Origin of the sequence: Marixanthomonas sp. SCSIO 43207 (assembly GCF_019904255.1) — a bacterium.
Lineage (GTDB): Bacteria > Bacteroidota > Bacteroidia > Flavobacteriales > Flavobacteriaceae > Marixanthomonas.
In genome coordinates, this window is the sequence record NZ_CP063203.1 from 874616 (window position 1) to 899966 (window position 25351).

The window sequence follows — 25351 nt, forward strand, 5'->3', positions numbered from 1 at the left end:
ACTTGGTTTTTACCAGTCTATGCGTTTTTAGATTCAGAATATTTTTTTCCTTTTAAGTAGAATCCTCTCACGACAAAGAAAAGAATGTATAAAAAGACTAATACTACTGGAAAAATAATCTTTTTATTGTCTAAGGTACTTGAAGTTCTGTACAACTCTGGTTGGTTGATTAACGATACTACATCGTCATATTTTAATAATTCTTCTCTCAGCTCTTCGTTTTCTTGAATAAGCTCTTGCTTTTTATCAATTAACTGGTGCAGGTTGTTGTTTTCTTGTGTTTTTACAAATACTTGGCTAGGGTTTGCTCCGGTAGCATTTTTACCTGCATATTCGTCAAAAATTGCGTCTATGTTATCTATACTTTTATTGTTTCTCTCTACTCGCAACATAGTTTCTTCAACAGAGACTACTTTAATCTTGTTTAATAACTCATTGCTGTTTAAATACTCGAGTACTTTTGATAAAATAGCGGTATTATTTCCACTTGTTTTAACGATGATTCTGTGGTATGAATACTCTGGATAAAAGGCTTCTGAAATCAATAAATCTTCATCAACTTCAATATTAGCCATATATGAATCTAGGTTTCTATCATTGGCTTCATGCATCTCCAGTAGATCCATGATATTGATTATTGGCTCTATGGTAATTTCGTTAATTTCGGTCTCTTCGGTATTAAACCCGTGCTTTTTAAGAAACGTTTTATCACCTTGTTGGTATTTTACGTTTAAAAGCTTTACGGCTTCATAAACATAACTTGAACTATTAAAATTATTTTGTACAATAAGCCTTGCTTCTCTATTTGGCAATGCATTTTTTTGAATAAAATATCCTGCAAAATAACCTCCTACAATAAGTACTAATAAAACAATCCAATGTTTTAACACAAATTGCACAGCTTTATAAAAGCTCGCTAATAAACTGTGATAACCGGCTTTTAGTTTATCAATAACTAAAAATAAATCTATTTCTTCTTGATTATTTTTCTGTGCCATTTTATAATTGGTTTAATGCAATGCAATTCTCTTTGATAGTACCGTTTTAAGACTGTTTTTCCAATTTACAGGTTTTATAGACAGAGCTGATTCTATCTTGTTTGTGTTTAAAACGCTGTATGCCGGACGCTTTGCAAATGTACGGTAATAGTCGGTTTGTGCAAGTTTTGTTTTTTTAATTAATCCGGTGATTTCTAATATTTCTTTTGCAAAATCATACCACGTTGCTTTTCCGCTATTGCTAAAATGATACACACCGTATTTATCTGCTTTTGTAGCTATAATTTGTAAAAGAGCTTCTGCCAGGTCATTTGCATTGGTAGGAGTACCGGTTTGCTCTGTGGTAATGGTGAGCGGTTTGCCTTGTTCTGCATATTTAATCATACTATTGAAAAAATTATGACCGTATTGTGAGTATAACCACGAGGTTCTTACAATAAAATACTGTTCACAATGATTTATAACAGCTTCTTCTCCTTTGCGTTTTGAAGCACCGTAAACATTAATAGGGTTGGTGCTATCTGTTTCAAGATAGGGTTGTGTATTGGTACCATCAAAAACATAATCTGTTGAAACGTGAAGTAACGTTGTTTTATGAGCTGCACAAGTTTCAGCAAGGTTTTTTACCGCTTCTGCATTTACCAAAAAAGCCGTTTCTTCTTCACTTTCTGCTTTTTCAACATTGGTGTAAGCCGCTGCATTAATGCAATAATCAAAGGTGTTCAACTTAAAGAAATCTGTAACTTTATGAAGATTTGTAATATCTAGTTCTTCCTTTGAGGTAAAGGTAAATTGTATGTTTGAATAATGATTTGAAGCATCTTTAATGCACTTGCCTAATTGTCCGTTTGCTCCAGTTACCAGTACTTGCTTCATTAATGATATTGGGTTTTATTTTTTATTTGAATACTTCAGCAAAAGTGGGAAGCTCTTTATCTTTTTCTGAAATAATAATATCTTCTTCAGGAAGATGCCAATCTAGTGCTAAGGTTGCGTCATTGTATAAAATTCCTCCTTCTGAAGCCTTATCATAATAATTATCACACTTATACGCAAAGATTGATTTTTCTGATAAGGTTACAAAACCGTGTGCAAAACCTCTAGGAACGAAAAGTTGTTTTTGACTTTGATCATCAAGTATCACCGAAACGTGCTCCCCAAAAGTTTTTGAACCTTCGCGAAGGTCAACTACAATATCAAGTACTTTGCCTCTTGCCGCTCGAACTAGCTTTGCTTGTGCCATAGGTCCGGTTTGAAAGTGCATTCCTCTCACAACGCCATAACTTGAAAAAGATTGATTGTCTTGAACAAAATCAATATCTAAGCCGGTGACTTTTGTAAAAGTTTTTTTATTGTACGTTTCACTAAAAAGACCTCTGTTATCTTTAAAGATGCTAGGTTTTAAGATAAAACAGCCTTCTAGATGTGTGTGTTGTATTTCCAAAATTATAGTTTCTTATTGTATCAAGTGTTTTCCGTAGCCGCTCTTTAATAATGGTTTTACCAACTTTTTAAGTTGTTTTTTATCAATATATCCCATATCATACGCTGCTTCTTCAATAGCTCCAATTTTTAAGCCTTGACGCTCTTCAATAACTTCTACAAATTGTGCTGCTTGCATAAGTGAAGCAAATGTACCGGTGTCTAGCCACGCGGTGCCTTTGTCTAGAATGCTCACACTCAATTTTCCTTTTTTAAGGTATTCGTTATTAACGTCGGTAATTTCTAGTTCGCCGCGTTCACTGGGTTGTATGTTTTCAGCAATTTCAACTACTGAGTTGTCATAAAAATAGATACCGGGAACAGCATAGTTTGATTTTGGTTTTTTTGGTTTTTCTTCAATAGAAAGTGCTTTTCCATTCTCGTCAAACTCTACTACTCCATACCGTTCAGGATCGTGGACGTGATAAGCATATATAATACCGCCGTCTGGGTCATTATTTGATTTTAATAATTCTTTTAAACCAGTTCCATAGAATATATTATCACCCAAAATGAGAGCTACTTTGTCATTTCCTATAAACTCTTTTCCTATTATAAATGCTTCGGCTAAGCCATTTGGTTCTTCTTGAACTGCATAACTAAAATTACAACCGTATCTTTTTCCATCGCCCAAAAGCTTTTCAAAAAGTGGTAAATCTTGTGGTGTAGAAATAATAAGGATATCATTAATTCCTGCATACATCAAAGTTGACAGTGGATAATATATCATAGGTTTGTCGTACACCGGCATTAATTGCTTGCTTACAGCTAATGTGAGCGGGTGTAATCGGGTTCCTGAACCTCCTGCTAATATTATTCCTTTCATAATCTGTCTGTATTATTTAAGTACCATTCAATGGTTTTTTTTATTCCGGTTTCAAAGTTTTCGTCAGCTTTCCAACCCAATTCATTTTCTATTTTGGAAGCATCTATGGCGTATCTAAAATCGTGACCGGGTCTGTCTGTGACAAAACTTATTTGTTCTCTGTAGGATTGTTTTTGAGGTTTTAACTCATCTAGCAAATCACAAATAGTATGAGCAATGTACAGGTTTTCACGCTCGTTTCTGCCTCCTATGTTGTACGTTTCACCCAATGTTCCTTTTTCTAAAGCTAACTGAATACCGCTACAATGATCTTTTACATATAACCAGTCTCTTACATTTTTACCATCACCGTAAATAGGAATTGGCTCTCCAGATATAGCTTTTCTAATGATTGTTGGAATTAATTTTTCTTTATGCTGATTAGGTCCATAATTGTTTGAGCAATTGGTTGTCACTACCGGCATATTGTAGGTGTGAAAATAGCTTCTCACAATAAAGTCTGAAGATGCTTTTGAAGCGCTATATGGACTATTAGGTGCATACGGCGTTGTTTCTTTAAATAAGCCCGTTTTTCCTAGTGTTCCGTAAACCTCATCTGTTGAAACGTGTAAAAATCTAGCATTTTTAAATTCTTCTTTTAGCTCTCCGGGGCCATTCATCCAGGTTTTATAAGCTTGCTGAAGCAATAAAAACGTCCCAACAATATTTGTTTCGATAAATGCGGCCGGTCCTGTTATTGAATTATCAACATGAGATTCGGCAGCAAAATGAATTACTTGATCAAATTTATGTTCTTCAAAAAGTTGTTTCAATAAAGATTCGTCACAAATATCTCCTTTAACAAATGTGTATCGAGAATTGTCTTTTACTGCATCTAAATTTGCCAAATTTCCGGCGTAGGTAAGTTTATCCAATACCAAAACTTCACTATTGGTATTTTCTAGCAAATAGGATACATGGTTTGAGCCTATGAAGCCTGCTCCCCCTGATAATAAGACTTTGTTGTTTTTCAAAATATTTTTTTAGTTTAATCTAATATCTGTTTTAACATTTTTTCGGTGATTACATAGGTGGGTTTTACACCACTTGTACCCAATCCACCCGATGCTAAGGTGCTACCTGTTTCTAATGGATTATCTGAAGCATAATATGCATATCGTACTTGCACTTTTGAACTTATACTGCCTCTTATTTTTGCTGCAGCTTGTATTGCTTTATGATAATGCGCTCCTTCCATTTCAAGTCCGATTACATTCCACGTCGATTCGTGAAAAAATCTTAGTACATCACGGTTTTGTAACGATGTTCCTAAAACAGTTATCATAGTACCCGTACAAACTTGAACGTTATCTTCTTTAAAATCTGAAATGCTTAATTCGTTTTTGAAAGGATAATTATCTGCTGTTCCTTCAAAGACGTGTGCCGAAGGTATCATTATATCACCTTTTCCGCCTTCTAATATTCCCGCTTTTCCCATAATTGAAACTGAAGCCACATTTAAAAAGTGCAAATTTTCATTTGCATCTTTATAGGGTTTCAATAGTTCGTCCATGGTTTCATAAGCTTGCTCTCCAAAGGCATAATCCATCACAATTAGTACGGGTTTATCGCTTACTTCTTTCTTTTCTGAAGGGCTGTAAACTGTATTTGGAAACTTATCTACGTCAAACACCTGAACATCAATATTGGCTCCGCTTTCGTCTTCAATAAAAAACATCCCATTTTTAAGGGCTGTTTTCTTTACTTTATCGCGTAGCTTACTGTTTTCGGGGTTACTTAATGATTCAAAGAGTTGTAAAGGTTGCTTCTTTTTTGCTTCGGTTGCCAAAGCTGATTTTGCAAAAAGTGTGTTCATCACACTATGCATATTGGCGCTAATTATGTGTAAGGGCCGTTTTAGTAAATTATTATCTTCTAGCGTTTGCTTAATTTTTAAAGCCCATTTTTCACCGTGTATGTGATGCCCCAATCGCTCCCGAAGTACGGGACTGAACGTTATTATACGTTTGTTGTTGTTTACAACTTCTTCAAGAGCCAGTTTTCCTAAGTAATAGATAATATTTAAAAATCTATGTGGGTCTTCTTTACTGGCAAACTGTGGGTATACTTCGTTAACCTCTTCAAAGGTTCTTCCTAAAAAGTTGGCTGTGTGTGTAAGGGCAATTTCTCTTTCTTCTTTTGTTAAATCTTGCTTTTTGGCAATAGCAGATTCAAGTTTTTTCCAATCTCTTATAACTTTTCCCTTTTCATCAATCATGATTTGTTTCATGATTTTATGAGATTCAATGTACAGAAAGGTTAGGTGTGTAAGCACATCATAAATTTCAGATCGGCCGCGAGTTACCTCAATATTCATTTGTTCTTCGTCAATTCGGTAACAATTACGGCGTCTTTTAAGTGGAATAATAGGCTTAAAATGTGAGTTTTTGTAGCCTTCGTCACTTGTAAGGTTTATAAACCTACATTCTTCAATTCCTGTAGGTAGCCTATCAATAACATATAATAACCCTTGTAGCTCTACTTTTTCTTCTGAAATAGAACCGTAAATTTCTGGCCGTAGAGTTAAAAGGGATTCTCGTAGGGTTTCACCAGAAACACCCATAGGTTTATAAAACCCACGATTAAAAAGGTGCCGCATAGTAATATACAAGCGTTCAATAGCGCTTGTACTTTCTTGAGCACGTGTTCGGTTATGTGGTTTTAGGCTTTTCATTGCTGCAAATATACAGTATTTTCAATCTTGTAACGAAAGTAGTTTTTCGGCTATTTTTCGGTCATTTGAGAGCCTTGGTAATTTGTTTTGTCCGCCTAACTTTCCTTGTGATTTCATATATTTTTTGAAACTTTCTTTTTTTACCGGTGTAATTTTTAAAGGTTTTAAAATTTTACCTTCAATTAGGTCAAAGTAATATGAGTTTTGTTTTTGCATGGCTTGATCGATAGTGTTAGATATTCTCTCAAGTGACGTGGGTTGGTCTTCAAACTCGATAAACCATTCATGATACGGTAATCCATCATCGGGGCTGGTTTGTGGTGCCACAGTAAATTCAGAAATTGAAAATCCATGTTCTTGTATCGCTTCTTGCATGGCTTGTTCTACTTCTTTACCTATAACGTGCTCACCAAACGCTGAAATAAAATGCTTTATTCTTCCTGAAACAATAACTCTGTAGGGATTTGTTGATGTAAATTGAACTGTATCTCCTACGTTGTATGCCCACAATCCTGCATTGGTTGAAACAATCATTACATAGTTTACTCCTTCTTGTACATCACCTATGGTTAATCTTTTTGGGTTTTCATCAAAAAAGTGTTCTGCTTCAATAAATTCATAAAAAATACCTGAATCAAGCAACAACAACATTCCTTTTGCATCTTGTTTGTCTTGAAAAGCAAAAAAACCTTCAGAAGCTGGAAAAAGCTCTATGCTATCTACTTTACGACCAATTAATGCTTCAAACTTTGCTCTGTAAGGTTCATAATTAACACCTCCGTAAATAAACAATTGAAAGTTTTTAAATAAATCACCAACCTTTTTACCGGTATTGGCTTGTAACCGTTCAAAATACATTTGTACCCAAGAAGGTATACCGCTAATTACGGTCATATCTTCATTTTTGGTTTCATCAACAATGGCTTCTACTTTGGTTTCCCAGTCTTCAATACAATTAGTTTTCCAGCTAGGCATTCTGTTTCTTTGAAGATATTTGGGCACGTAATGGGCTACAATTCCGGAAAGTCTTCCTAATTTTATTCCGTTTTTTTCGCTCATTTCTGGGCTTCCTTGTAGAAAAATCATCTTACCGTCAACAAAGTTGGCATTTCCGGTTTCGTTTATATAACACAAAATTGCATTGCGAGCGGCCTGAATGTGATTGGGCATTGAATCTTTTGTTATAGGAATGTATTTGGCACCGCTAGTAGTACCAGATGTTTTGGCAAAATACAGTGGTTTTCCGGGCCAAAGGATGTTTTCTTCACCTGAAACAACACGATTAACGTAGGGTTTTAATTCTTCATAATCACGAATAGGTACGTTTTCTGCAAAATCTGAAGGGGATTGAATGGCTTGAAAATCATGGTCTTTACCAAAAGCGGTGTCTTTTGCTTCTGAAATAAGCTTTTTAAAAACTTTGTGTTGTGTTTCAACAGGGTTTTGTGACCATTTTTCAATTTTGGTTACTACAATTTTTGCGAAAATTTTGGCGGCAAATGATTTTATGAACATAGTGTTTTATTCAAAATCTATAAAATTTGTTGGGTTTATTGGGTAGCCATCTCGCCACAGTTCAAAATGTAGGTGAGGACCAGTGGTTAATTCTCCTGTGCTACCAACTGTTCCTATTACCTCGCCTGCTTTTATCAATTCGCCTTGTTCTTTTGTAAGGGTTGCATTGTGCTTATAAACAGATAAGAGGTCGTTTCTATGTTTAATAATAATTACATATCCTGTTTCTGCCGTCCATTCAGAAAAAATAACGGTTCCGTCTGCTACCGCCTTTACAGGAGTGTCTTTTACTGTCGCAATATCAATCGCATAATGTTTTTCTTTTGGGTTATACACTTGCGTTATATTTCCTTTTACCGGAGCAAAAAGCACATAGTCAATAGAAGTGTCACCCAGTAAAGGATTGTATTTATCTTCTCTAGAAACCTTTTCACGCAACAACGAATCTTCTCTTGAGGCAGAAAAGTCAAACTTTGAAGGGTCTACACTGGCTGCATTAATGATAGAATCTTTATTAAAATTAACCGTTTTAACGTCACCTGTGAGTACTTTTCGTATGGAGGCAAGGTATTGGTTGTTTATCTCAAGTTCTCGCTGTAAAGAGTCTGTTTTGTAAGTTAATTGTGTTGCTCGTTTTTTAAGTCTGGTTGAAGAATAACCGGGTATATACTCCCGCAGCGGTGTAAAAGCAATTAAAATAGTTGTCCCGGCAATTAATATCAATGCCGAAATTACACTAAACACAAATACATTGAGCCTGTTGAGTTTAAAAGAGAAACGTTCTTCAAACGTATCTTCATTAAGCACTACCAGCCTGTATTTATGCAGTAGCTTCTTTTTTATCTTTTTTGATCTTTTTTCTTTTTCAGCCATATTTTAAGCTTACAACTACAAATATAAAATATTCTCGTGCCTTGTTGAACGAATCTTGTATTGAAAACGTTATATCTAAGTATTTCTTGTTACCTTTGTTATAATAAATTACTTTATGATGAACACATTAATTTTACCCCTTGCTATAGGGCCTTGGCAAATTGTTTTAATTGTACTGGTAGTACTACTGTTATTTGGCGGAAGGAAGATACCAGAGTTAATGCGAGGCCTAGGTAGCGGAATTAAAGAATTTAAGGACGCATCAAAAGACGAAAATAATGATGAAGCTAAAATTGAAGACAAAAAATAGTTTTCAATCTTAATTTTACCAAAAAAGCCGCTTATACAATGTAAAAGCGGCTTTTTTGGATTTTTAATGTTCTGTTATTTGCTAAACTTTACTGAACGTAAAATAGATTCTAACTCAAACTGAAGGTCTCTTTTTTCAACAGAAGGTGCATATGTAAAACCTTCCAAAATTAAATATCGGTTATTTTCTTCATCTTTAACTGCATAATTTACAAAAGGACCACCCATAAAAGCATCCTTTACTTCCCAGGTGCCTTTGGTTTCATAAGCAAAACGCCCGTCAATTTCTGTTTTAAAAAGATATGGTGCATAGGCATCTTCTGTGATAAAACGATCATCATCTTCAACAGGAAGATAACCACCGCCTATAGAGTCTCGCATTTTGATAATTTGCCCTACGGCCATACTATCACTTGTAATTGTGCTTAATGGAACTTCATAAATTAAAACATTAGTGGTGCCCGATTTTAAATCCTTTCGCAGCCAATAAAAGTCATCACTCGCGCTAGAAACACGATACGCAGAAGGTACTTTAATGGTCACCCCAAATCGTTCTTTAAGTGAGTCAACTTGAGTCATCGATACGGCTGTACGACGTTGTCTTTCTTTTATTTCTGAAGCATGAAATGCCTCAATAATTTGTTTATGCTTTTCTTTTAATTGAGCGATTAGCCCTTCTTCTGAAGTTGCCGTTACAATAGCTCCTACTTGTGGTTTTGCGTATTCATTTTTTGCAATATTTACTTTGTTTTCTTTACCTAAGTCAACGTGAAGAAATATGCGATTTGTTCGGGCAAAATCTGTAAATGTAGAAGGTGGCATTTGATTCATAGAAAATAATGGCTCATCTTGTGGCAATCCATCTGTAGGAGCAGCAAAATATTTTCTAATTTCTTCACCCACGGGACCGTTCCACAACTCATTTTCTATGATTACTTGTAGGTTATTAATATTTCCTACGGAATCTGGACGGTATGAAACGTCCTTTTTACCAGAGTCATTGCAAGAAATAAGAACTACAATGGCTAGTAAGGCAGTATAAATTGTTTTCATTTTAGTGTTTTTGTTAGTTTTTTACCCTTTTTGAATTTTTAACTTCATTCCGGGTTTTAAATTAGTACCACTAATATCATTCCAATTTTTTATTTTTTCAACTGTAACACCGGGAAATTTTTGAGATATACTCCACAATGAATCTCCATTTTTTACAGTATAGGTTTTAACATTGCTTGTTGAGGCGGTTGTGCTGGATGAACTTCCTACGGGTTTTCTAGGGTAGACAGTAAGTCGTTGACCTACTCTCAAGTTATTGTTTCTAAGTCCGTTCCATCGTTTTATTTGACTAACACCTACTCCATAGCGTTCTGCGATTTTACCCAAATAATCCCCTTTTCTTACACGGTACCGAATACGTTCTGGCTGATCAATTAACTCTTTTAAAGGTTTTTCTCGCTCGTTTAATTCTTTTTCAGCATATGCATAAATAGCATCTTCATTTGCGACAAATTTACCAATTTGATCTACTGGAAGTCTTAAAACATAATTTTCATCCTCAATATACGGTATAATTCCAAGTTTATAGGATGGATTTAAATATTCAATTTCTTCTTTTGGAATCGAAGTGATTTCTGAAATTTGATCAAAGGTGATCATTTTTTTCACCTTTACTGTATCGGTTGCTATGTAAGGGATTGTAGGTCCTTCACTTTTAAAGCCAAGTTCTTTTGCATATTCAAAAATGTACATGGTTGCCAAAAACGCCGGCACATAACCTGCTGTTTCACGTGGAAGATAACTACGTATATTCCAATAGTTTTTCTTTCCGCCTGAGCGTCGTATTGCCTTTGCTACATTACCAGGCCCCGAATTATAAGCAGCTAACGCCAGATCCCAATCTTCAAGGCTGTTATACAGACTAAAAAGGTATTTACTAGCGGCTTCAGTAGCCATTATAGGGTCTGAGCGTTCATCTACGTATGAGTTTACATCTAGATCAAACATTTTGCCCGTACTAAACATAAATTGCCATAATCCGGTTGCTCCCACACGTGAAACCGCTCTGGGGTCTAGTGCAGATTCTACAATGGCAAGATATTTCATTTCTAACGGTAAACCGTATCTGTCTAACTGTTCTTCAAACATTGGGAAATAATAATCACTCAATGCCATTAAACGGGTTAAGGTTTTTCTACGGTTTTTTAAATAACTATTTATTACACTTTCTAGAGAAGCATTGTACTCCACGTTGAAAGGAGTTCGAGCATTAAGTTTTGCCAAACGTTGTTTTAAAACTTCTGTAGATTCTTCTTTGTAGGGTAATGGTTCATAGCTTTGGTTTTGAACTGTTCCGTACATTTCTTCAAAGCGGCCTGTTGCAAAAAGCTCTTGTAACCAAAGGCTATCTATTCTGCGGGCCTTTGCCATATCTTCTAGTGAAAATACCATGCTGTCCTTCAGTTGTGTGGCCACAACAGTAGTGGGTAAATCATTGGTGATTTTTTTCACCTTTATAGAATCAACAATTTGAATGTTTTTTTTCTGAATAGAATCTACTGCCGGTTTGTCTTGAGCCTGCAATGTATGCCCTGCAAACAGCAGCAAACTTGATACAAAAACAAATTTATTCATAGTCTTAATAGCCTGGGGTTTAGCTTAAATAAAGTTAAAAATACACAAAAGGAAAAAACGAACAACTTTTTTCAGCTTTAATTCCTTATGGTGTGTAACGTTTTATTAAAATAATTATTCTGTTAATGCTTTAATTCCCGGAAGGGTTTTTCCTTCTAGCATTTCAAGCATAGCGCCTCCTCCCGTAGAGACATAACTCACTTTTTTTGTGAAGTTAAATTTTTTAACAGCTGCTACAGAGTCGCCTCCTCCAACAAGTGAAAAAGCTCCATTTTTAGTAGCTTCTGCAATAGCATTTCCTAAATAAATGGTGCCTTTGGCAAAAGGTTCCATTTCAAAAACACCTACGGGTCCGTTCCACAAAATAGTTTGTGATTGGGCAATAACTGAAGCAAATATTTCATTGGTTTTTGGCCCCACATCTAGTCCCATCCATCCTTCAGGGATAGTATCAATCACGCTTACATCTGTTGTTGCCATTTCAGAAAAACTATCTGCAATAATGGCGTCAACAGGTAAGTGAACATCTACTCCTTTTTCTTTTGCTTTTTTCAATATGTCTAAAGCCACATCTAGTTTGTCTTCTTCAACCAAAGATGCGCCAATGCTGCCACCTTGGGCTTTTATAAAGGTAAACGACATACCGCCGCCTATTATCAAATGATCTATTTTGTCTAAAATATTCTCAATCACTGTGATTTTTGAAGAAACCTTTGCACCACCAATAATAGCTGTAACCGGTGTTTTGCCGTCTTTTAATACTTTATTTAAGTTATCAACTTCTGAAGCTAATAATAAACCAAAGCATTTGTTTTCGGGGAAAAAGTCTGCAATTACAGCTGTAGACGCATGAGCTCTGTGAGCTGTTCCAAAAGCATCGTTAATGTAGTAATTACCTAGTTTTGCTAAGTTTTGAGCAAAGGTTTTATCTCCTTCTTTCTCTTCTTTGTGGTATCGAAGATTTTCTAGTAGTAAAACTTCTCCAGATTTTAAATTTGCTACTGCATTTTCAACGGTTTCACCTATACAGTCATCAACAAATTTTACTTGAACACCTAAAATTTCAGAAGCGGTTTTTACCACATTACGAAGAGAAAATTCTTCTTCGCGGTCTTTAGGCCTTCCTAAATGAGACATTAAAACACAGCAGCCATCGTCTTCAAGAACGTTGATAATTGTTGGCTTTGCTGCCTCAATACGGTTGGTGTCTGTAACCTCAAGGTTATCGTTTAAAGGAACATTAAAATCTACTCGAATTAAAACTTTTTTTCCTTTAAAATTTACATCGTTTACTGTTTTCATAAGCAAAATTTAAACTGCAAATATAGCTTTTTTAAACCGCATCTCTAACACGAACTAATAATGTTTAAGCGTTGCATTGTTGAGTACTTACGAAGAAAAATAAGTAGCTTTGCGTATGGATTTTTCGCAAATTATAGGTCAAGAACATTTGCAAGCTCATTTAAAGACCACTGTTGCTAATGGTCGCATTCCTCATGCTCAATTATTCATTGGTAAAACAGGTTCTGGTGTGCTTCCTATCGCAATTGCATATGCAAATGAAATTTTATGCCATCCTTTTGAAAAAGGAAGTCAAGCTTACTTGAAGTGCTCACAAAAAGTATCAAAGCTGTCACATCCCGATCTACATTTTGTGTATCCTGTAAACACTAATGACAAGGTAAAAAAACATCCCGTATCAGATCACTTTAATGAAGAATGGCGTGAGTTTCTATCAGAAAACCCCTATGGTTCTTTGTATCAATGGCTCCAAAAACTTGGTATTGAAAAAAAGCAAGGAAGCATAAAAGTAGATGAGGCTGCAGAGATTGTAAAAAAATTATCCTTAAAATCATACGAAGGTGGAAATAAAGTTATGATTATCTGGATGGCAGAAAAAATGAACACTCAATGCGCCAACAAGATTTTAAAATTAATTGAAGAACCTCCTGAAAAAACGGTGCTTTTATTGGTCTGTGAAGAAGAAGAGCAAATATTAGGCACTATTCAATCCCGTTGTCAAAAATTACATTTTCCGCTCCTCGCCGAAGAAGATGTTGCTTCAGTTTTAAAAGACAAACACCATCTTGATGAAAATAGCGCTTTAAAAATCGCACACCGAGCTAATGGAGATATTAATGTTGCGCTATCAATATTTGAAGAAAATGAAGATGATGCTGCATTTGAAAGGCTATTTATAGATTGGGTTCGTACAGCTTTTAAAGCAAAAGGTAATAAAAAAGCTATAAATGATTTATTAAGTTGGAGCGATACAGTTGCAGCCTTGGGTCGTGAATCGCAAAAGAAATTTTTAATGTATTGCATTGAAGTTTTTAGACAAGCTCTACTAAAAAACTACTCTGCTGAAAGACTTTTGTTTTTTGAAGCTGAAGACCCAAAATTTTCTTTAGAAAAGTTTTCACCCTTTGTTCACCAAAATAATATTTTTGATATCACTTCTGCTCTAGAAGATGCCGTTTACCATATTGAACGAAACGGAAATGCCAAAATAATTTTTACTGACCTTTCTATCTCATTAACACGTTATATTCACAAAAAAGAGTTGGTATAATGTTTATCTATATATAATTCATTTTTTTATAATCAAATTCTATTAAATTAGACTTGAAATAAGCCGTTTTAAGAGCTTTTAATATAAAAAGCGAGGGTTTGGTCTATAAATCCACAACAGACTTTAATATGCGCTCTATTGTCTTTGTTTTGGTCTCTTAAAGCAATAGATGTGAGAAGAATACTCTTTTGATTGCCAGGCTTTCATATTTGACCACAAACCAATAAAAAAAGCTCTAATAGAAAATGTATTTCCAGTTTTGTATTTTTCTGAAAGGAGGCTTACATAAAAGGAATCAAATATCATCGGTTTAATTCCTTTCAATTCAAATTCTTTAGAAAAAAGTTTTTGCATACTAGATCTTGAGAAATGCCAAAGGTGCCTAGGAACATCATAAGCAGCCCAATATTTTTTATAGTAGTGTGCATCAAATGATTTATAATTAGGAACTGCAATTAACAAAGTACCGCCCGGTTTAACTAAAGTTTCAATTTGAGAAATTGTTTTTTCAAGATTTGGCATATGCTCTAAAACGTGCCAAAGTGTTACTACATCAAATTGACGGTTTGAAAACTCAGTAAAATCTTCAATAAGATCAATACCTTTTTCTTTTGAAATAAATCGCGCTTTTTCATTAGGTTCTGCTCCTTGAACCTTCCAGCCATATTCAGATGCTACTTTTAAAAACTCTCCGGTTCCTGCTCCGATATCTAGAACAGATCCAATTCCATTATTTGATTTTGTAATTAATGCTACCTTTTTTTTGAGTGCTCTTTGTTTTACTTTTTGATACAAGAAAGAAAGCATTCCTTTTTCTGAATCTGTATGCGAAATATATTCTTCACTTTTATAATAGTTAGGCAGTTCTTTTAAATCTGGTTGTGGTGTAGTAATTAATAAATCAAATTTTTGATCATAAATAAGCTGAAAAGATTCTCCCGAAACGAGAAAATCTTTTGTTGATATATAAACTGTTTTTTGGTTTTTTTCCAAGAAAAGTAGATTGGTTTTTTATAAAATATTAAAACGTTCCACGTGAAACACTTTTTTATCTTCCCATATAAACTAGCATAACTGAAATATCATTAGGAGAAACACCACTTATTCTAGAAGCTTGAGAAACGGTTGCGGGTTGAATCTCTTTAAGTTTTTCCATAGCTTCATATGATAAAGATTTGAGCTTGGTGTAGTCAAAGTTTTCAGGAATTTTAATTCCCTCTAGCCTATTTAGTTTGTCTGCATTATTCTTTTCTTTTTCGATATATCCAGCGTATTTAATTTGAATTTCTGTTTGCTGAAGCACCTCATAATCCAAATTATTTTCTTGAATATATGTTTCAACCTCATCGATCTTTCGCATATCATTCATGTCGATTTCGGGTCGTGAAAACATTTTTACCATCTTATCACTTTGCTTAACTTTAGCTGAATTGTTTTCAACTAAAATAGGATTTGCAACCTCATCACTTACACTAGTTTTTTTGAAAAAATCTACAAAAGCTTCTGCGTCTTGTTTCTTTTTTTCCATTCTTTTCAACCTTTCTTCTGAAGCTAAACCTATCTCAAATGATTTGGGTGTTAACCTAAAATCTGCATTATCTTGACGCAATAACGTTCTATATTCGGCTCGAGATGTAAACATTCTATACGGCTCTTCTGTGCCTTTAGTGATTAGATCGTCAATCAAAACTCCTATATAAGCTTCGTTTCGTTGTAATGTAAACGGCTCTTTCTCGTAGCAAGTAAGGTGTGCATTAATTCCGGCAATTAATCCTTGAGAAGCTGCTTCTTCATAACCGGTAGTACCGTTAATTTGTCCTGCAAAAAACAAACCTGAAACAAGTTTTGTTTCTAGTGTATGTTTTAATTGTGTTGGTGGAAAATAATCGTACTCAATGGCATAACCAGGACGGAAAAATTTTACATTTTGAAATCCATCACATTCTTTTAATGCTTTAAATTGTATATCTTCTGGCAACGAGGTTGAAAAACCATTTACATAATATTCAACAGTATTCCATCCTTCTGGTTCTACAAAAAGTTGATGTCTGTCTTTATCTGCAAATCGATTTATTTTATCTTCAATAGAAGGACAGTATCTAGGTCCTACACTTTCTATTGCACCATTAAACATGGGAGAACGATCAAAACCTTCGCGAAGTAAATCGTGAACCAATGTACTAGTGTATGACATGTGACAATCCCTTTGTTGAGTCAAAGGTTTTGTTTGATCTGTATACGAAAATTTTTCTGGCACTTCATCTCCTGGCTGAACGATCATTTTAGAAAAATCTAGTGATCTTCCATCAACTCGAGGAGGTGTTCCGGTTTTCATTCTTCCAGAAGTAAATCCTAAATCTATTAAATCTTTTGTAATTCCGGTTGCAGCTCTTTCGCCTGCTCTACCACCACCAAATTGTTTTTCACCAATATGAATAAGACCATTTAAAAAAGTTCCGTTTGTAAGAATTACAGATTTGGCTTTTACCTCTAGACCTAAAGAAGTTTTTACACCAACTACTTTACCTTTCTCTACAATAATTCCAGAAACCATTTCTTGGTAAAAATCTAAATTTGGAGTTTGCTCTAGCATTAATCTCCACGTTTCAGAAAACTGCATACGGTCACTCTGAACTCTTGGACTCCACATCGCCGGTCCTTTAGATTTGTTTAGCATTTTAAATTGAATAGCAGATTTATCTGAAACAATTCCACTATACCCGCCAAGCGCATCAATTTCCCTAATTATTTGTCCTTTCGCTATTCCTCCCATGGCCGGGTTACAAGACATTTGTGCAATGTTTTGTAAATTCATGGTAATTAAAAGGGTTTTTGAACCCATATTGGCAGCAGCGGCGGCGGCTTCAGATCCTGCGTGACCAGCACCTACAACAATAACATCATATTCCTTTTCAAACATAAATTTCTATATTGTTCCACGTGGAACACTTTAAAACGGTAGTGAATTAACGTGGTATTTTATAATTCTATTAAAAATGGGCGCAAATTTAGTTAAAATACTAGTAATCAACAAGTTAATTAATTAAACTCTTGTGAATCAACACACTACAGAAATGTGCGCATTTGTAAGGCGTCATTTTCTTTAGTGCGCATAATCTCTTGGTCTGCTTTTGATTTATCTTTATATCCACAGTAGTGAAGTATTCCATGTATGATAACACGGTGTAATTCGTCGTCAAATGTTACATTATATTCTTTAGCATTTTCTTCTACTCGTTGGGTAGAAATGTAAATTTCGCCGTGAATTTCTTTTCCTAAGGAATTATCAAAACTTATAATGTCTGTTAACGTATCGTGGTTTAAAAACTGAAGGTTTAATTTGTGTAAATATTCATCATCACAAAAAATATATGTAATTTCTCCTTCGATGCATCCTTCAGAAGTGATAACTGAAGAAATCCATTTTGAAATTTCTTCTTCTTCTTTTAATTTAAATTGATTCTCTGAATAAAATTCAATCATTGGAATTTTTAAAATACGTTTGTACTTTCTCTTTATACTGAGGTCGCAAAGGTAGTATTTCCCTATTTAAAATTTCTGTGGTATTAAAGTACTTTTTTACTTCTTCTGGCGAGAGCCTCAATGTGTTTGTAAAGGTTTTAGTGTTGGTTTCAGATTCTCTTCTACTTTCTTGACCTTGTTGAAATGTTGCTTTATCAAGTTTTAGCAATTCATATTGTAAATTAAGCATTTGTTGAAGGGTGCCTTGATTAAAACCTTTATCCAGTAACTGCTGTTCTACTCCTTCCATCTTCTTTAAAAGATCTCCTCCTTTGCCTCGTAGTCCTTCTTTATTAAGGCGCTCTTCAAGTTGTTGTCTAAGCATTTGCTGTTGTTTATATATTTCATACAATTCGCCATTACTCTGCTCACTGTTGCCATTTCCATTTTTTCCGTTTTGGCTTTGTCCACCATCAGATCCAGATTGACCATTTTCACCTTGTCCCTCTCCTTGACCCTCTCCTTGGTTTTGCCCTTCTCCTTTTCCTTGTCCGTTTTGATTCCCTTTTTGTCCACCTTGTTTACCAAGCCCTTCTTTCATTTTTTCTGAAAGACTTTCTTGTTTTTTGATTATATCTGGCAATTGAAACCCTCTGCCTTCTCCTTGACCTTGTCCTTTTCCTTTGCCTTGACCAGATCCTGAAGCGCTCATGCTCATTTGGTTTTGCATATTATTAAGTAATTCACTTAACATAATAGCCAACTCATTTGCACCCGTTACAGTGTATTGTTGACTAGCAACGCCTTGGCGCATTTGGTTTTGCGCTAATCTATCTAAAGATTTATCAATGTTATACTGAATCTCAGTTAGTGTGCTGTTAATTTTTCCACTAATCATTGGTTGCCGAAGTGAAAGTGCAAAAATACTGTCATCTACATGTTCAAAATTGAGTTTTAAGTCATTTTGAATATTTAGCTTTTTACCAAATACCGGACTGCCATAATCGATGGTTTCAAATTCTTTCATCAAGTCTTCTTGCTCAAAAGAGAAAACTAAAAGATTATCTAGTATCTGGCGTAACATTTTTACATCTTCCTCTATTGACTCCATTTGACCGGCTTGCATTTGCATCTGCATTTGCTTGCTCATTTCTTTCATTTTTTGACCAGCCTTTTGTTGGCTTTTTTGAGCATCCGGCATTTGTTGTTGGTCCAACTTTTCGGAAGCATTTTCTTGTTCTTTATCAACAATTTTTTCTCCTATTTCATCTTTTGGGAGTTGCATTGGGTTTTTAAGCTCACCGTTTTCTTTTTCCAGTTGTTGCATCTCCTCTTTATATTTTTCAAACTTTTCATTAAGTTCTTCTTGCGCTTCTTTTGTGTTTTCCTCTTCTGGTGATTGCGAAAGTTTTTCTTGTTCTTCACCCAACTTGAATAAATCTTCGGCTAACTTTTCAGCTTTTTTGGTAACGTAATAGCGTTTGGTCAATTCAACTAATTGTTCAAGATTTTTTTCTTGGTTTTTATTCTGCTTAGCTAGTTTCTCTAATTTTTCGGTTAACTCTTCTTTCTGAATTTTTTCTTGCAGTTTTTCAAGTTCATCTAGTAGTTTTTCATTCTCTTCTAGTCGTTCTTCATTTTCTTGCAAGCGGTCCTCAAGTTGTTTTTTAAATGGGTCCTCTTTTTCTTCAGGCTGAAAATTATCTAGATTTTCTTTTAATTCTTTTGAAAAATTCTTCATCATTTCTTCTTGCTGTTTTTGACGCTTGATGAAGTTTTCAAGTTTTCTTTTATCGTTCCAGTTAAGTTCTTTTTTCTCTTTTTGTGTTTTTGAAAGTTCTTCTAGGCTTTTGTCTTGGTCTTTTAATTTATCGAGCGTTTTATCTAGATCTTTGATTGTAGCATCTTGTTGCTTTAATTGCTCATCTTGTAACTCTTCATTGGTTAATTTTCTGAATGAATACACACCAGATTTACTTGACTTAAAGTTATGAATAGCGTCGTTATCAAATATTTCAAAATAATATTCATAAGCAACACCTTCTTCCAAAGGTAATTGACTGGGAAATGTATACACAAATTGATCAAAATTGCTTGTATTAACAGGTAGCTGCTCTGTCTTGGCGTTTTCTTTTTCACCAACAGGATAATAGACCAACCTAAGTTTTGTAAGACCATAATCATCACTTACTTTACCTAGAAAATAAACCAATTGTGTGTCGGTGCTGTCTTGTTTAGATTGTACATCAATTTCAGGATATTCGTCTTTTATTACACCTAGTGTGAAGGAAAGGTTTTCATAATCTTTTAGCTTGGTATTTGAAGTTGTAATTGCGTAATCAAGCTTGTTGTAAATATTTTTCTGAAATGTAAACTGTGGATTTTTTTCAGAAAAACGATAGGCTGTGTCTTGAGTTTTTAAATTGACGGTATTGGTGTTTTTTGTGGTTACTTGCCAAGTAACTTGTGTCCCTTCTGGAATAGTTGCATTTCCTGTACTTTTAAGTATTTCATCCTTTTTTCCGGTGTAGGAAGGATAATTTAACACCATTTCAAAACCTAATAAGGAGGGGGTTTTTACAACATCTAGAGTATATTGTCTTGATTGTACTTTATTTGCTTTTAATCTGAAATTAATAGGGTCAATAGGCTGAGAAAAAGTATATTCAAATAATCCCGGAGCTGTTTGCTGTAAATAATAGGTTTCATTATTAAATTGAATACTTGCATTTTGTGGGATAACCGTTCCTTCGGTACGTATTTTTAATGTGTAGTTTTTATTTTCTATTGCAGAGAGTTCATCATTTAAAACAATAAAGCTAAAAGGAGCCGGAGGTTCATAAGCAGTGTCATAATTTACAACGCGTTCATAACTGCTAGAGAAAAGGTTTTTTTCACCCAACAGACTTACCAAAACAAAAATTAAAACCGGAATTGCAGCATATTTTAGATATTTGAAATTGGTTTTAAAGTTTATTGCAGTTTGAAAAGGGATGGGTTGCAATTCTGCTGCTTTTTGATCAATACTTGCCGCTAGTAATTCACTTTGATGTTTATTTCGGTTTAACTGAATAACATTAAGCAGTTTGTCACTTACATTGGGAAAATGATTTCCTATAATAGTTGAAGCTTCATCGTGTGATATCCCGTTTTGAAATTTAAAAAGTTTTGCCAACGGAAAGGCAATAAACCTCACAAATAGGGCTACTTCAACAGTAATAAAAATCCAAAACAATATGGTTCTGCCTAATGGGCTAAGCCAAAGAAAATATTCAACCAAAAGTGTAATAATAAAATAAAGCAGCCCAATAGAAAAAAATAAAATAGCACCTTTTATCAATTCATTGGTGTAGTATTTTTTAATGAATTGTTCTAGTTTTTGTTGAATGATGCTAAATGTGCTCATGTGCTTGCTTCGTATTATTCAGAACTTCTAAAATACAACTTTATTTTAAGAATTCTGTAGGCTAGTTGCACATCAAAAATTGCTCCAAAAAAATATAGGTATCACGTCTGTTATAGATGTGCATGGCTACAAATAGAATTGTATCTTTGTCGCCCTAATAAAAATTATAATCCATGGCTCAAAAAACACGGGTACGTTTTGCTCCAAGTCCTACAGGACCACTACATATTGGTGGTGTTCGCACTGCTTTGTTTAACTATTTGTTTGCTAAAAAACACGATGGTGATTTTGTGTTGCGTATAGAAGACACAGACCAAACTCGTTATGTAGAAGGTGCAGAAAAGTACATTGTTGAAGCCTTAGATTGGTTAAACATTCCTTTTGACGAAGGTCCACAAAAAGACGGAGGGTTTGGTCCGTATCGCCAAAGTGAGCGCAAGCATTTGTACAGAGAGTATGCCGATAAGTTATTGGCTTCAGAAAATGCTTACTATGCTTTTGATACAGCTGAAGAGTTAAATGAACACCGAAAAAACCATGAAGCCGAAGGAAAAACCTTCATCTATAATTGGCACAACCGATTAAAACTTAAAAATTCGCTATCACTTTCTAAAGAAGAAGTTCAACAAAAACTGGATGCCGGAGAAACATATGTAATCCGGTTCAAATCGCCAGAAAATGAAACACTTCATTTGAAAGATATGATTCGAGGTGGTATGCAGATTGATACCAGTATTTTGGACGATAAAGTGTTGTTTAAAAGTGATGGCATGCCAACGTATCATTTAGCGAATATCGTAGATGATCATTTAATGAAAATCACTCACGTAATTCGTGGTGAAGAATGGTTGCCTTCTCTTGCTTTACACGTTTTGTTATATAGAGCCTTTGGGTGGGATGCTCCAAAGTTTGCGCATCTACCTCTTATTATGAAACCGGTAGGAAAAGGTAAATTAAGTAAACGTGATGGTGATAAAATGGGCTTTCCGGTATTTCCTCTTGAATGGAAAACAGCTTCGGGTGAAATTTATTCGGGGTATCGTGAAGATGGTTATTTGGCCGAAGCAGTTATCAATATGCTAGCGTTCTTGGGTTGGAACCCAGGTACAGAACAAGAGCTGTTCACTTTGGAAGAACTTATTCAAGCATTTGATTTGGATCGCGTTAACAAAGCCGGAGCAAAATTTGATCCCGAAAAAACAAAGTGGTTTCAACACCATTATTTACAAAAAGTTGATAACGGAATTTTAGCCGGACAGTTTAAAGAACTGCTCTCCAAAAAGGGTATTGAAACCTCACTACCTATAGAAACAATTGTTGAATTACTTAAAGAGCGTGCTACCTTTATTTCAGATATTTGGGAACAAGGAAGTTTCTTTTTTGTGGCTCCAGATAGTTTTGATGAAAAAGCAGCAAAAAAAGCTTTTAAAGAAGGTACAGAAGCTATTCTTCAAAAAGTGATTTCACTTATGAATGAGGTAGAAGAGTTTTCAGCAGCTACTATTTCAGACAAAATAAAAGGTTGGATTACCGATAATGAAATAGGCTTCGGAAAAGTTATGATGCCCTTGCGTTTATCACTTGTTGGTGAAATGAAAGGTCCAGATGTGTTTGTAATTGCCTCGCTTCTTGGAAAGGAAGAAAGTATTAAGCGTATAGAGAAAGCGATAGCTTCACTTTAAAAATAGAATACAGCACCCAAAATTAAAGTAGAGCTATTTCCTTTAACGTCTTCAAGTTCAGGAATATCTTTTTCAGTAAGGTTGTTAAGCATATTGGTAATGCCATATTGGTAATGTGCTAATACTCTAAAGCTTTTAAAACCGGCAGTTATTCCACCTAAAACTCTAAAGTTAAAAGTAGATATGTCTTCTACGTCTTGGGCTCTTACCGCCGTGTAACCGTCTAAGATGTAATCATTGTAAGCCTCATCTTTTACTTTCATTTTTCCATTAACATTTAAAACAGGTCCAAATTCTAAGCTAAGATGATGTTCAACTATATTTAGGCTTCCTAAGAGATTAATTTGAGCTGCTAGAATAGAATATTCTATGTTTTGAGTATCGGTAAGGTTACTACCTACTATTTCAACATTTGATTGACTAAAATTAATTCCATAAACAAGGTCAAAACTATTTCTGAAAGATCCTCTGGTGGTAAAACCGGCTATAAATCCTTGAGATTGGTTAGTAGTAAAATCTGATGTATTGATATCAAATAAAGTTAATCCGCCGGTTACTCCTAGTCGATTGTATTCATCAAAGTTGCGTTGAGCTGTCATTTGTTGAAATGAAACAATCAAAATAGTAACAAGAAAAAGGTTTTTAAGACTCATAGTTAAGTATATTTACGGGCGCTAAAAATAGCTTTATTTTTGTATCTTCAACTAATTATTCAACTAAATTTATATACACAATGGGTGGTTTACTTCTTTTAATACCAATAATAATTGTTGGTTTCTTTATTTTACTTTCGGGTATTTTTACCGTTAAACAACAAACGGCAGCAATTGTAGAACGCTTCGGAAAATTTTTAAGTATCCGAAATTCCGGTTTACATTTTAAAATTCCGGTTTTTGACCAAATTGCCGGTCGTATTAATTTAAAAATTCAGCAGCTAGATGTTTTGGTAGAAACAAAAACAAAGGATGATGTATTTGTTAGACTTAAAATTTCAGTACAATTTCAAGTTATTAGAGAAAAAGTTTATGATGCATTTTACAAACTACAAGATCCTCACGACCAGATTACATCTTATGTTTTTGATGTAGTACGTGCTGAAGTTCCAAAGATGAAACTAGATGATGTTTTTGAACGCAAAGATGATATTGCAATTGCAGTTAAAGAAGAATTGAACGATGCCATGCTAGATTACGGATATGACATTATTAAAACGTTGGTGACCGATATTGATCCAGATGTTCAAGTAAAAGCAGCTATGAACCGCATTAACGCTGCAGAACGTGAAAAAGTTGCAGCAGAATATGAAGCAGAAGCTGATAGAATAAAAATTGTGGCCAAAGCACGTGCAGAGGCAGAAAGCAAGCGTTTACAAGGTCAAGGTATTGCAGATCAACGTAGAGAAATTGCTCGCGGTCTTGAAGAAAGTGTCGATGTTTTAAACAACGTAGGTATTAACTCGCAAGAGGCGTCTGCATTGATAGTTGTAACACAACATTATGATACACTTCAATCTATTGGAGAAGAGACTAATACCAATTTAATTTTGTTACCTAATTCTCCTCAAGCCGGAAGTAATATGTTAAACGATATGATTGCTTCGTTTGTGGCAAGTAATAAAATTGGGGAAGAAATGAAAAAGCAAAATGAAGCCAAAGGAATAGGTTCTACCAAGAGTAAAAAGAAAAGAAATCCACCAACTTCAGATGAGGATACAGATATAACTTTTTAACAATAAAAAAGCCGCTAATTAAAGCGGCTTTTTTTTGTGTTATCTTTTATTCGTCTGGATCTTTAACTTCTTTCACTTTTTTAACTCCTAATATACTGTTTGCAATCTTCACAATTAAGGCTTTTTGAGCGATGGAGCCTATCATACTTCCTATAATACTTATGGGCGAAAAAGTGTCTTTAAAGTCTTCTTTTGTAGTCGTTACACTTAGTTTTAATTCTTCTTTATCAATTTGAGATTTAAGTTTTAGGTATTTTAAATCTCTATCTATTTCTTCAAAAGTAGTGTATCGTTTCATGAGCTGTGATTTTGGATGGTTTCCTTGTAAGTATCTGCCTCTTGATGTGCTTCATTTTCTACAGTACTTTTTTCATCTTCATCGTCATACAACAGTTCAGAAAATTTAATAAGCAAACTACGCTCAATTAATTTTTTTCCGAAAACTAATAAGAAAATTGTCACTAACGCATAAAACCCACCAACAATGAGAAATCCTGCAAAACTACTTTCTAGCACAATGCCTAGCCATAAAGCTACACCTATGGAAATAAATAGTAATACAAACAAGAAAAAACTACCGAACACCAATAAATTTACAAGTGAAATGGCACCTTTCATTGAGGATTTAAACAAGCGAAGTTTGTAATACTCCGCTGTACTGGTTCCATATTCTTGAAATTTATCGCTTACGGATTGAATGTTGTCGGTAAGACGATCAAAAGCCATATTATGCAGTTGCTTTTTTAGCTTTCGTCTTTACTTTAGCTTCTTCGTTTTCTCTTTGAAGTTTAGCATTTTGCTTACGCAGTGCTTCTAGTTTTTCTTCCATAGCTACTAAAATATCATCTGCTTTATAACTAGCTGAAGATAATGTGCTTTCTAGTTTTTCTTCAAAGCTTAATCTAGCTTGTTGAGCTTTTTCACTTAAGTTACTTGATGTTTCTTTTACGTGTTTATCAAGTTGTTTTCTAGCTTTTTTTGCTTCTTTACTTATTTGCTTTCTAGTCTTTGATCCTTTATCTGGTGCGTAAAGAATACCTATTCCTGCTCCTATAGCAGCTCCGGTTAGTAAAGCTAAAAGTGTTTGTCCTGTATTTGATGCCATTTTCTATTATTTTATTAGTTAATAATACCAAAGTTACGTAAGCAAGATACG

23 protein-coding genes are annotated in these 25351 nt (G+C 34.5%); 4 read left to right on the forward strand and 19 right to left on the reverse strand.

From position 1 onward, the window contains the following. Positions 1 to 17 precede the first annotated feature (17 nt). Genes INR76_RS03980 through INR76_RS04015 form a run of 8 tightly spaced genes read right to left on the reverse strand, consistent with a single transcriptional unit; the run spans position 18 to position 8407 of the window. Complete coding sequence (locus tag INR76_RS03980) at positions 18 to 998, reverse strand: hypothetical protein (RefSeq protein WP_223109367.1); 981 nt, start codon at positions 996 to 998, stop codon at positions 18 to 20. Positions 999 to 1010: 12 nt separating this feature from the next. Further along, entirely contained in the window at positions 1011 to 1874 is an 864-nt protein-coding gene (gene rfbD / locus INR76_RS03985) for a dTDP-4-dehydrorhamnose reductase (RefSeq protein ID WP_223109368.1), read from the reverse strand. Between the two features lie 22 nt (positions 1875 to 1896). Further along, a complete protein-coding gene (gene rfbC, locus INR76_RS03990; RefSeq protein WP_223109369.1) occupies positions 1897 to 2442 on the reverse strand; it encodes a dTDP-4-dehydrorhamnose 3,5-epimerase in 546 nt (181 codons plus the stop codon). Between the two features lie 12 nt (positions 2443 to 2454). Beyond that, positions 2455 to 3306 carry a glucose-1-phosphate thymidylyltransferase RfbA gene (gene rfbA / locus INR76_RS03995; protein ID WP_223109370.1) on the reverse strand — a complete coding sequence of 284 codons (852 nt, stop codon included), beginning with the start codon at positions 3304 to 3306 and terminating at the stop codon, positions 2455 to 2457. Continuing rightward, a complete protein-coding gene (gene rfbB, locus INR76_RS04000) occupies positions 3303 to 4319 on the reverse strand; it encodes a dTDP-glucose 4,6-dehydratase (RefSeq protein WP_223109371.1) in 1017 nt (338 codons plus the stop codon). The genes rfbA and rfbB overlap by 4 nt, the downstream gene beginning before the upstream one ends. A gap of 14 nt (positions 4320 to 4333) precedes the next feature. Next, the gene (locus INR76_RS04005) at positions 4334 to 6019 is read right to left on the reverse strand and encodes a hypothetical protein (protein WP_223109372.1); all 1686 of its coding nucleotides are present in this window, start codon (positions 6017 to 6019) and stop codon (positions 4334 to 4336) included. A 21-nt stretch (positions 6020 to 6040) separates the two neighbouring features. After that, positions 6041 to 7534, reverse strand: coding sequence for a GH3 auxin-responsive promoter family protein (locus tag INR76_RS04010; RefSeq protein ID WP_223109373.1), 1494 nt, complete (start codon positions 7532 to 7534; stop codon positions 6041 to 6043). Positions 7535 to 7540: 6 nt separating this feature from the next. Next, on the reverse strand, positions 7541 to 8407 hold the full coding sequence (locus INR76_RS04015; RefSeq protein WP_223109374.1) for a M23 family metallopeptidase: 867 nt from the start codon (positions 8405 to 8407) through the stop codon (positions 7541 to 7543). A gap of 118 nt (positions 8408 to 8525) precedes the next feature. On the opposite strand from INR76_RS04015, the gene tatA reads away from it, so the two are divergent. After that, complete coding sequence (gene tatA, locus INR76_RS04020; RefSeq protein WP_223109962.1) at positions 8526 to 8717, forward strand: twin-arginine translocase TatA/TatE family subunit; 192 nt, start codon at positions 8526 to 8528, stop codon at positions 8715 to 8717. 74 nt (positions 8718 to 8791) lie between these two features. On the opposite strand, the gene INR76_RS04025 is transcribed toward tatA, so the two are convergent. From INR76_RS04025 to pgk, 3 genes are all read right to left on the reverse strand, one after another. Continuing rightward, complete coding sequence (locus INR76_RS04025) at positions 8792 to 9769, reverse strand: DUF4837 family protein (RefSeq protein ID WP_223109375.1); 978 nt, start codon at positions 9767 to 9769, stop codon at positions 8792 to 8794. 21 nt (positions 9770 to 9790) lie between these two features. Beyond that, positions 9791 to 11344: a lytic transglycosylase domain-containing protein gene (locus tag INR76_RS04030; protein WP_223109376.1), complete on the reverse strand. Its 1554-nt coding sequence runs from the start codon at positions 11342 to 11344 to the stop codon at positions 9791 to 9793. 114 nt (positions 11345 to 11458) lie between these two features. Then, entirely contained in the window at positions 11459 to 12646 is a 1188-nt protein-coding gene (pgk, locus tag INR76_RS04035) for a phosphoglycerate kinase (protein ID WP_223109377.1), read from the reverse strand. A 115-nt stretch (positions 12647 to 12761) separates the two neighbouring features. Here pgk and INR76_RS04040 point away from each other — a divergent pair, with 115 nt between their 5' ends. Continuing rightward, positions 12762 to 13916 carry a DNA polymerase III subunit delta' gene (locus INR76_RS04040; RefSeq protein ID WP_223109378.1) on the forward strand — a complete coding sequence of 385 codons (1155 nt, stop codon included), beginning with the start codon at positions 12762 to 12764 and terminating at the stop codon, positions 13914 to 13916. 135 nt (positions 13917 to 14051) lie between these two features. On the opposite strand, the gene INR76_RS04045 is transcribed toward INR76_RS04040, so the two are convergent. From INR76_RS04045 to INR76_RS04060, 4 genes are all read right to left on the reverse strand, one after another. Continuing rightward, entirely contained in the window at positions 14052 to 14909 is an 858-nt protein-coding gene (locus tag INR76_RS04045) for a class I SAM-dependent methyltransferase (RefSeq protein ID WP_223109379.1), read from the reverse strand. A 55-nt stretch (positions 14910 to 14964) separates the two neighbouring features. Next, positions 14965 to 16836, reverse strand: coding sequence for a tRNA uridine-5-carboxymethylaminomethyl(34) synthesis enzyme MnmG (mnmG, locus tag INR76_RS04050; RefSeq protein WP_223109380.1), 1872 nt, complete (start codon positions 16834 to 16836; stop codon positions 14965 to 14967). Between the two features lie 146 nt (positions 16837 to 16982). Continuing rightward, positions 16983 to 17399, reverse strand: coding sequence for an rRNA maturation RNase YbeY (gene ybeY, locus INR76_RS04055; RefSeq protein ID WP_223109381.1), 417 nt, complete (start codon positions 17397 to 17399; stop codon positions 16983 to 16985). Continuing rightward, positions 17392 to 20784, reverse strand: a complete 3393-nt coding sequence (locus tag INR76_RS04060; RefSeq protein WP_223109382.1) for a DUF4175 family protein — start codon at positions 20782 to 20784, stop codon at positions 17392 to 17394. The genes ybeY and INR76_RS04060 overlap by 8 nt, the downstream gene beginning before the upstream one ends. Positions 20785 to 20957: 173 nt before the next feature. Here INR76_RS04060 and gltX point away from each other — a divergent pair, with 173 nt between their 5' ends. After that, positions 20958 to 22466: a glutamate--tRNA ligase gene (gene gltX / locus INR76_RS04065; RefSeq protein WP_223109383.1), complete on the forward strand. Its 1509-nt coding sequence runs from the start codon at positions 20958 to 20960 to the stop codon at positions 22464 to 22466. Here gltX and INR76_RS04070 read toward each other — a convergent pair. After that, complete coding sequence (locus INR76_RS04070) at positions 22463 to 23119, reverse strand: outer membrane beta-barrel protein (protein WP_223109384.1); 657 nt, start codon at positions 23117 to 23119, stop codon at positions 22463 to 22465. The genes gltX and INR76_RS04070 overlap by 4 nt on opposite strands. A gap of 80 nt (positions 23120 to 23199) precedes the next feature. On the opposite strand from INR76_RS04070, the gene INR76_RS04075 reads away from it, so the two are divergent. Then, the gene (locus INR76_RS04075; RefSeq protein WP_223109385.1) at positions 23200 to 24195 is read left to right on the forward strand and encodes an SPFH domain-containing protein; all 996 of its coding nucleotides are present in this window, start codon (positions 23200 to 23202) and stop codon (positions 24193 to 24195) included. A 46-nt stretch (positions 24196 to 24241) separates the two neighbouring features. Here INR76_RS04075 and INR76_RS04080 read toward each other — a convergent pair whose 3' ends face one another. The 3 genes from INR76_RS04080 to INR76_RS04090 are packed head-to-tail and all read right to left on the reverse strand — an operon-like array spanning position 24242 to position 25300. Continuing rightward, the gene (locus INR76_RS04080; protein WP_223109386.1) at positions 24242 to 24493 is read right to left on the reverse strand and encodes a DUF6327 family protein; all 252 of its coding nucleotides are present in this window, start codon (positions 24491 to 24493) and stop codon (positions 24242 to 24244) included. Next, on the reverse strand, positions 24490 to 24921 hold the full coding sequence (locus INR76_RS04085) for a phage holin family protein (protein ID WP_223109387.1): 432 nt from the start codon (positions 24919 to 24921) through the stop codon (positions 24490 to 24492). Before INR76_RS04085 ends, INR76_RS04080 begins: the two co-directional genes overlap by 4 nt. A gap of 1 nt (position 24922) precedes the next feature. Continuing rightward, a complete protein-coding gene (locus INR76_RS04090; RefSeq protein WP_223109388.1) occupies positions 24923 to 25300 on the reverse strand; it encodes a YtxH domain-containing protein in 378 nt (125 codons plus the stop codon). Positions 25301 to 25351 lie beyond the last annotated feature (51 nt).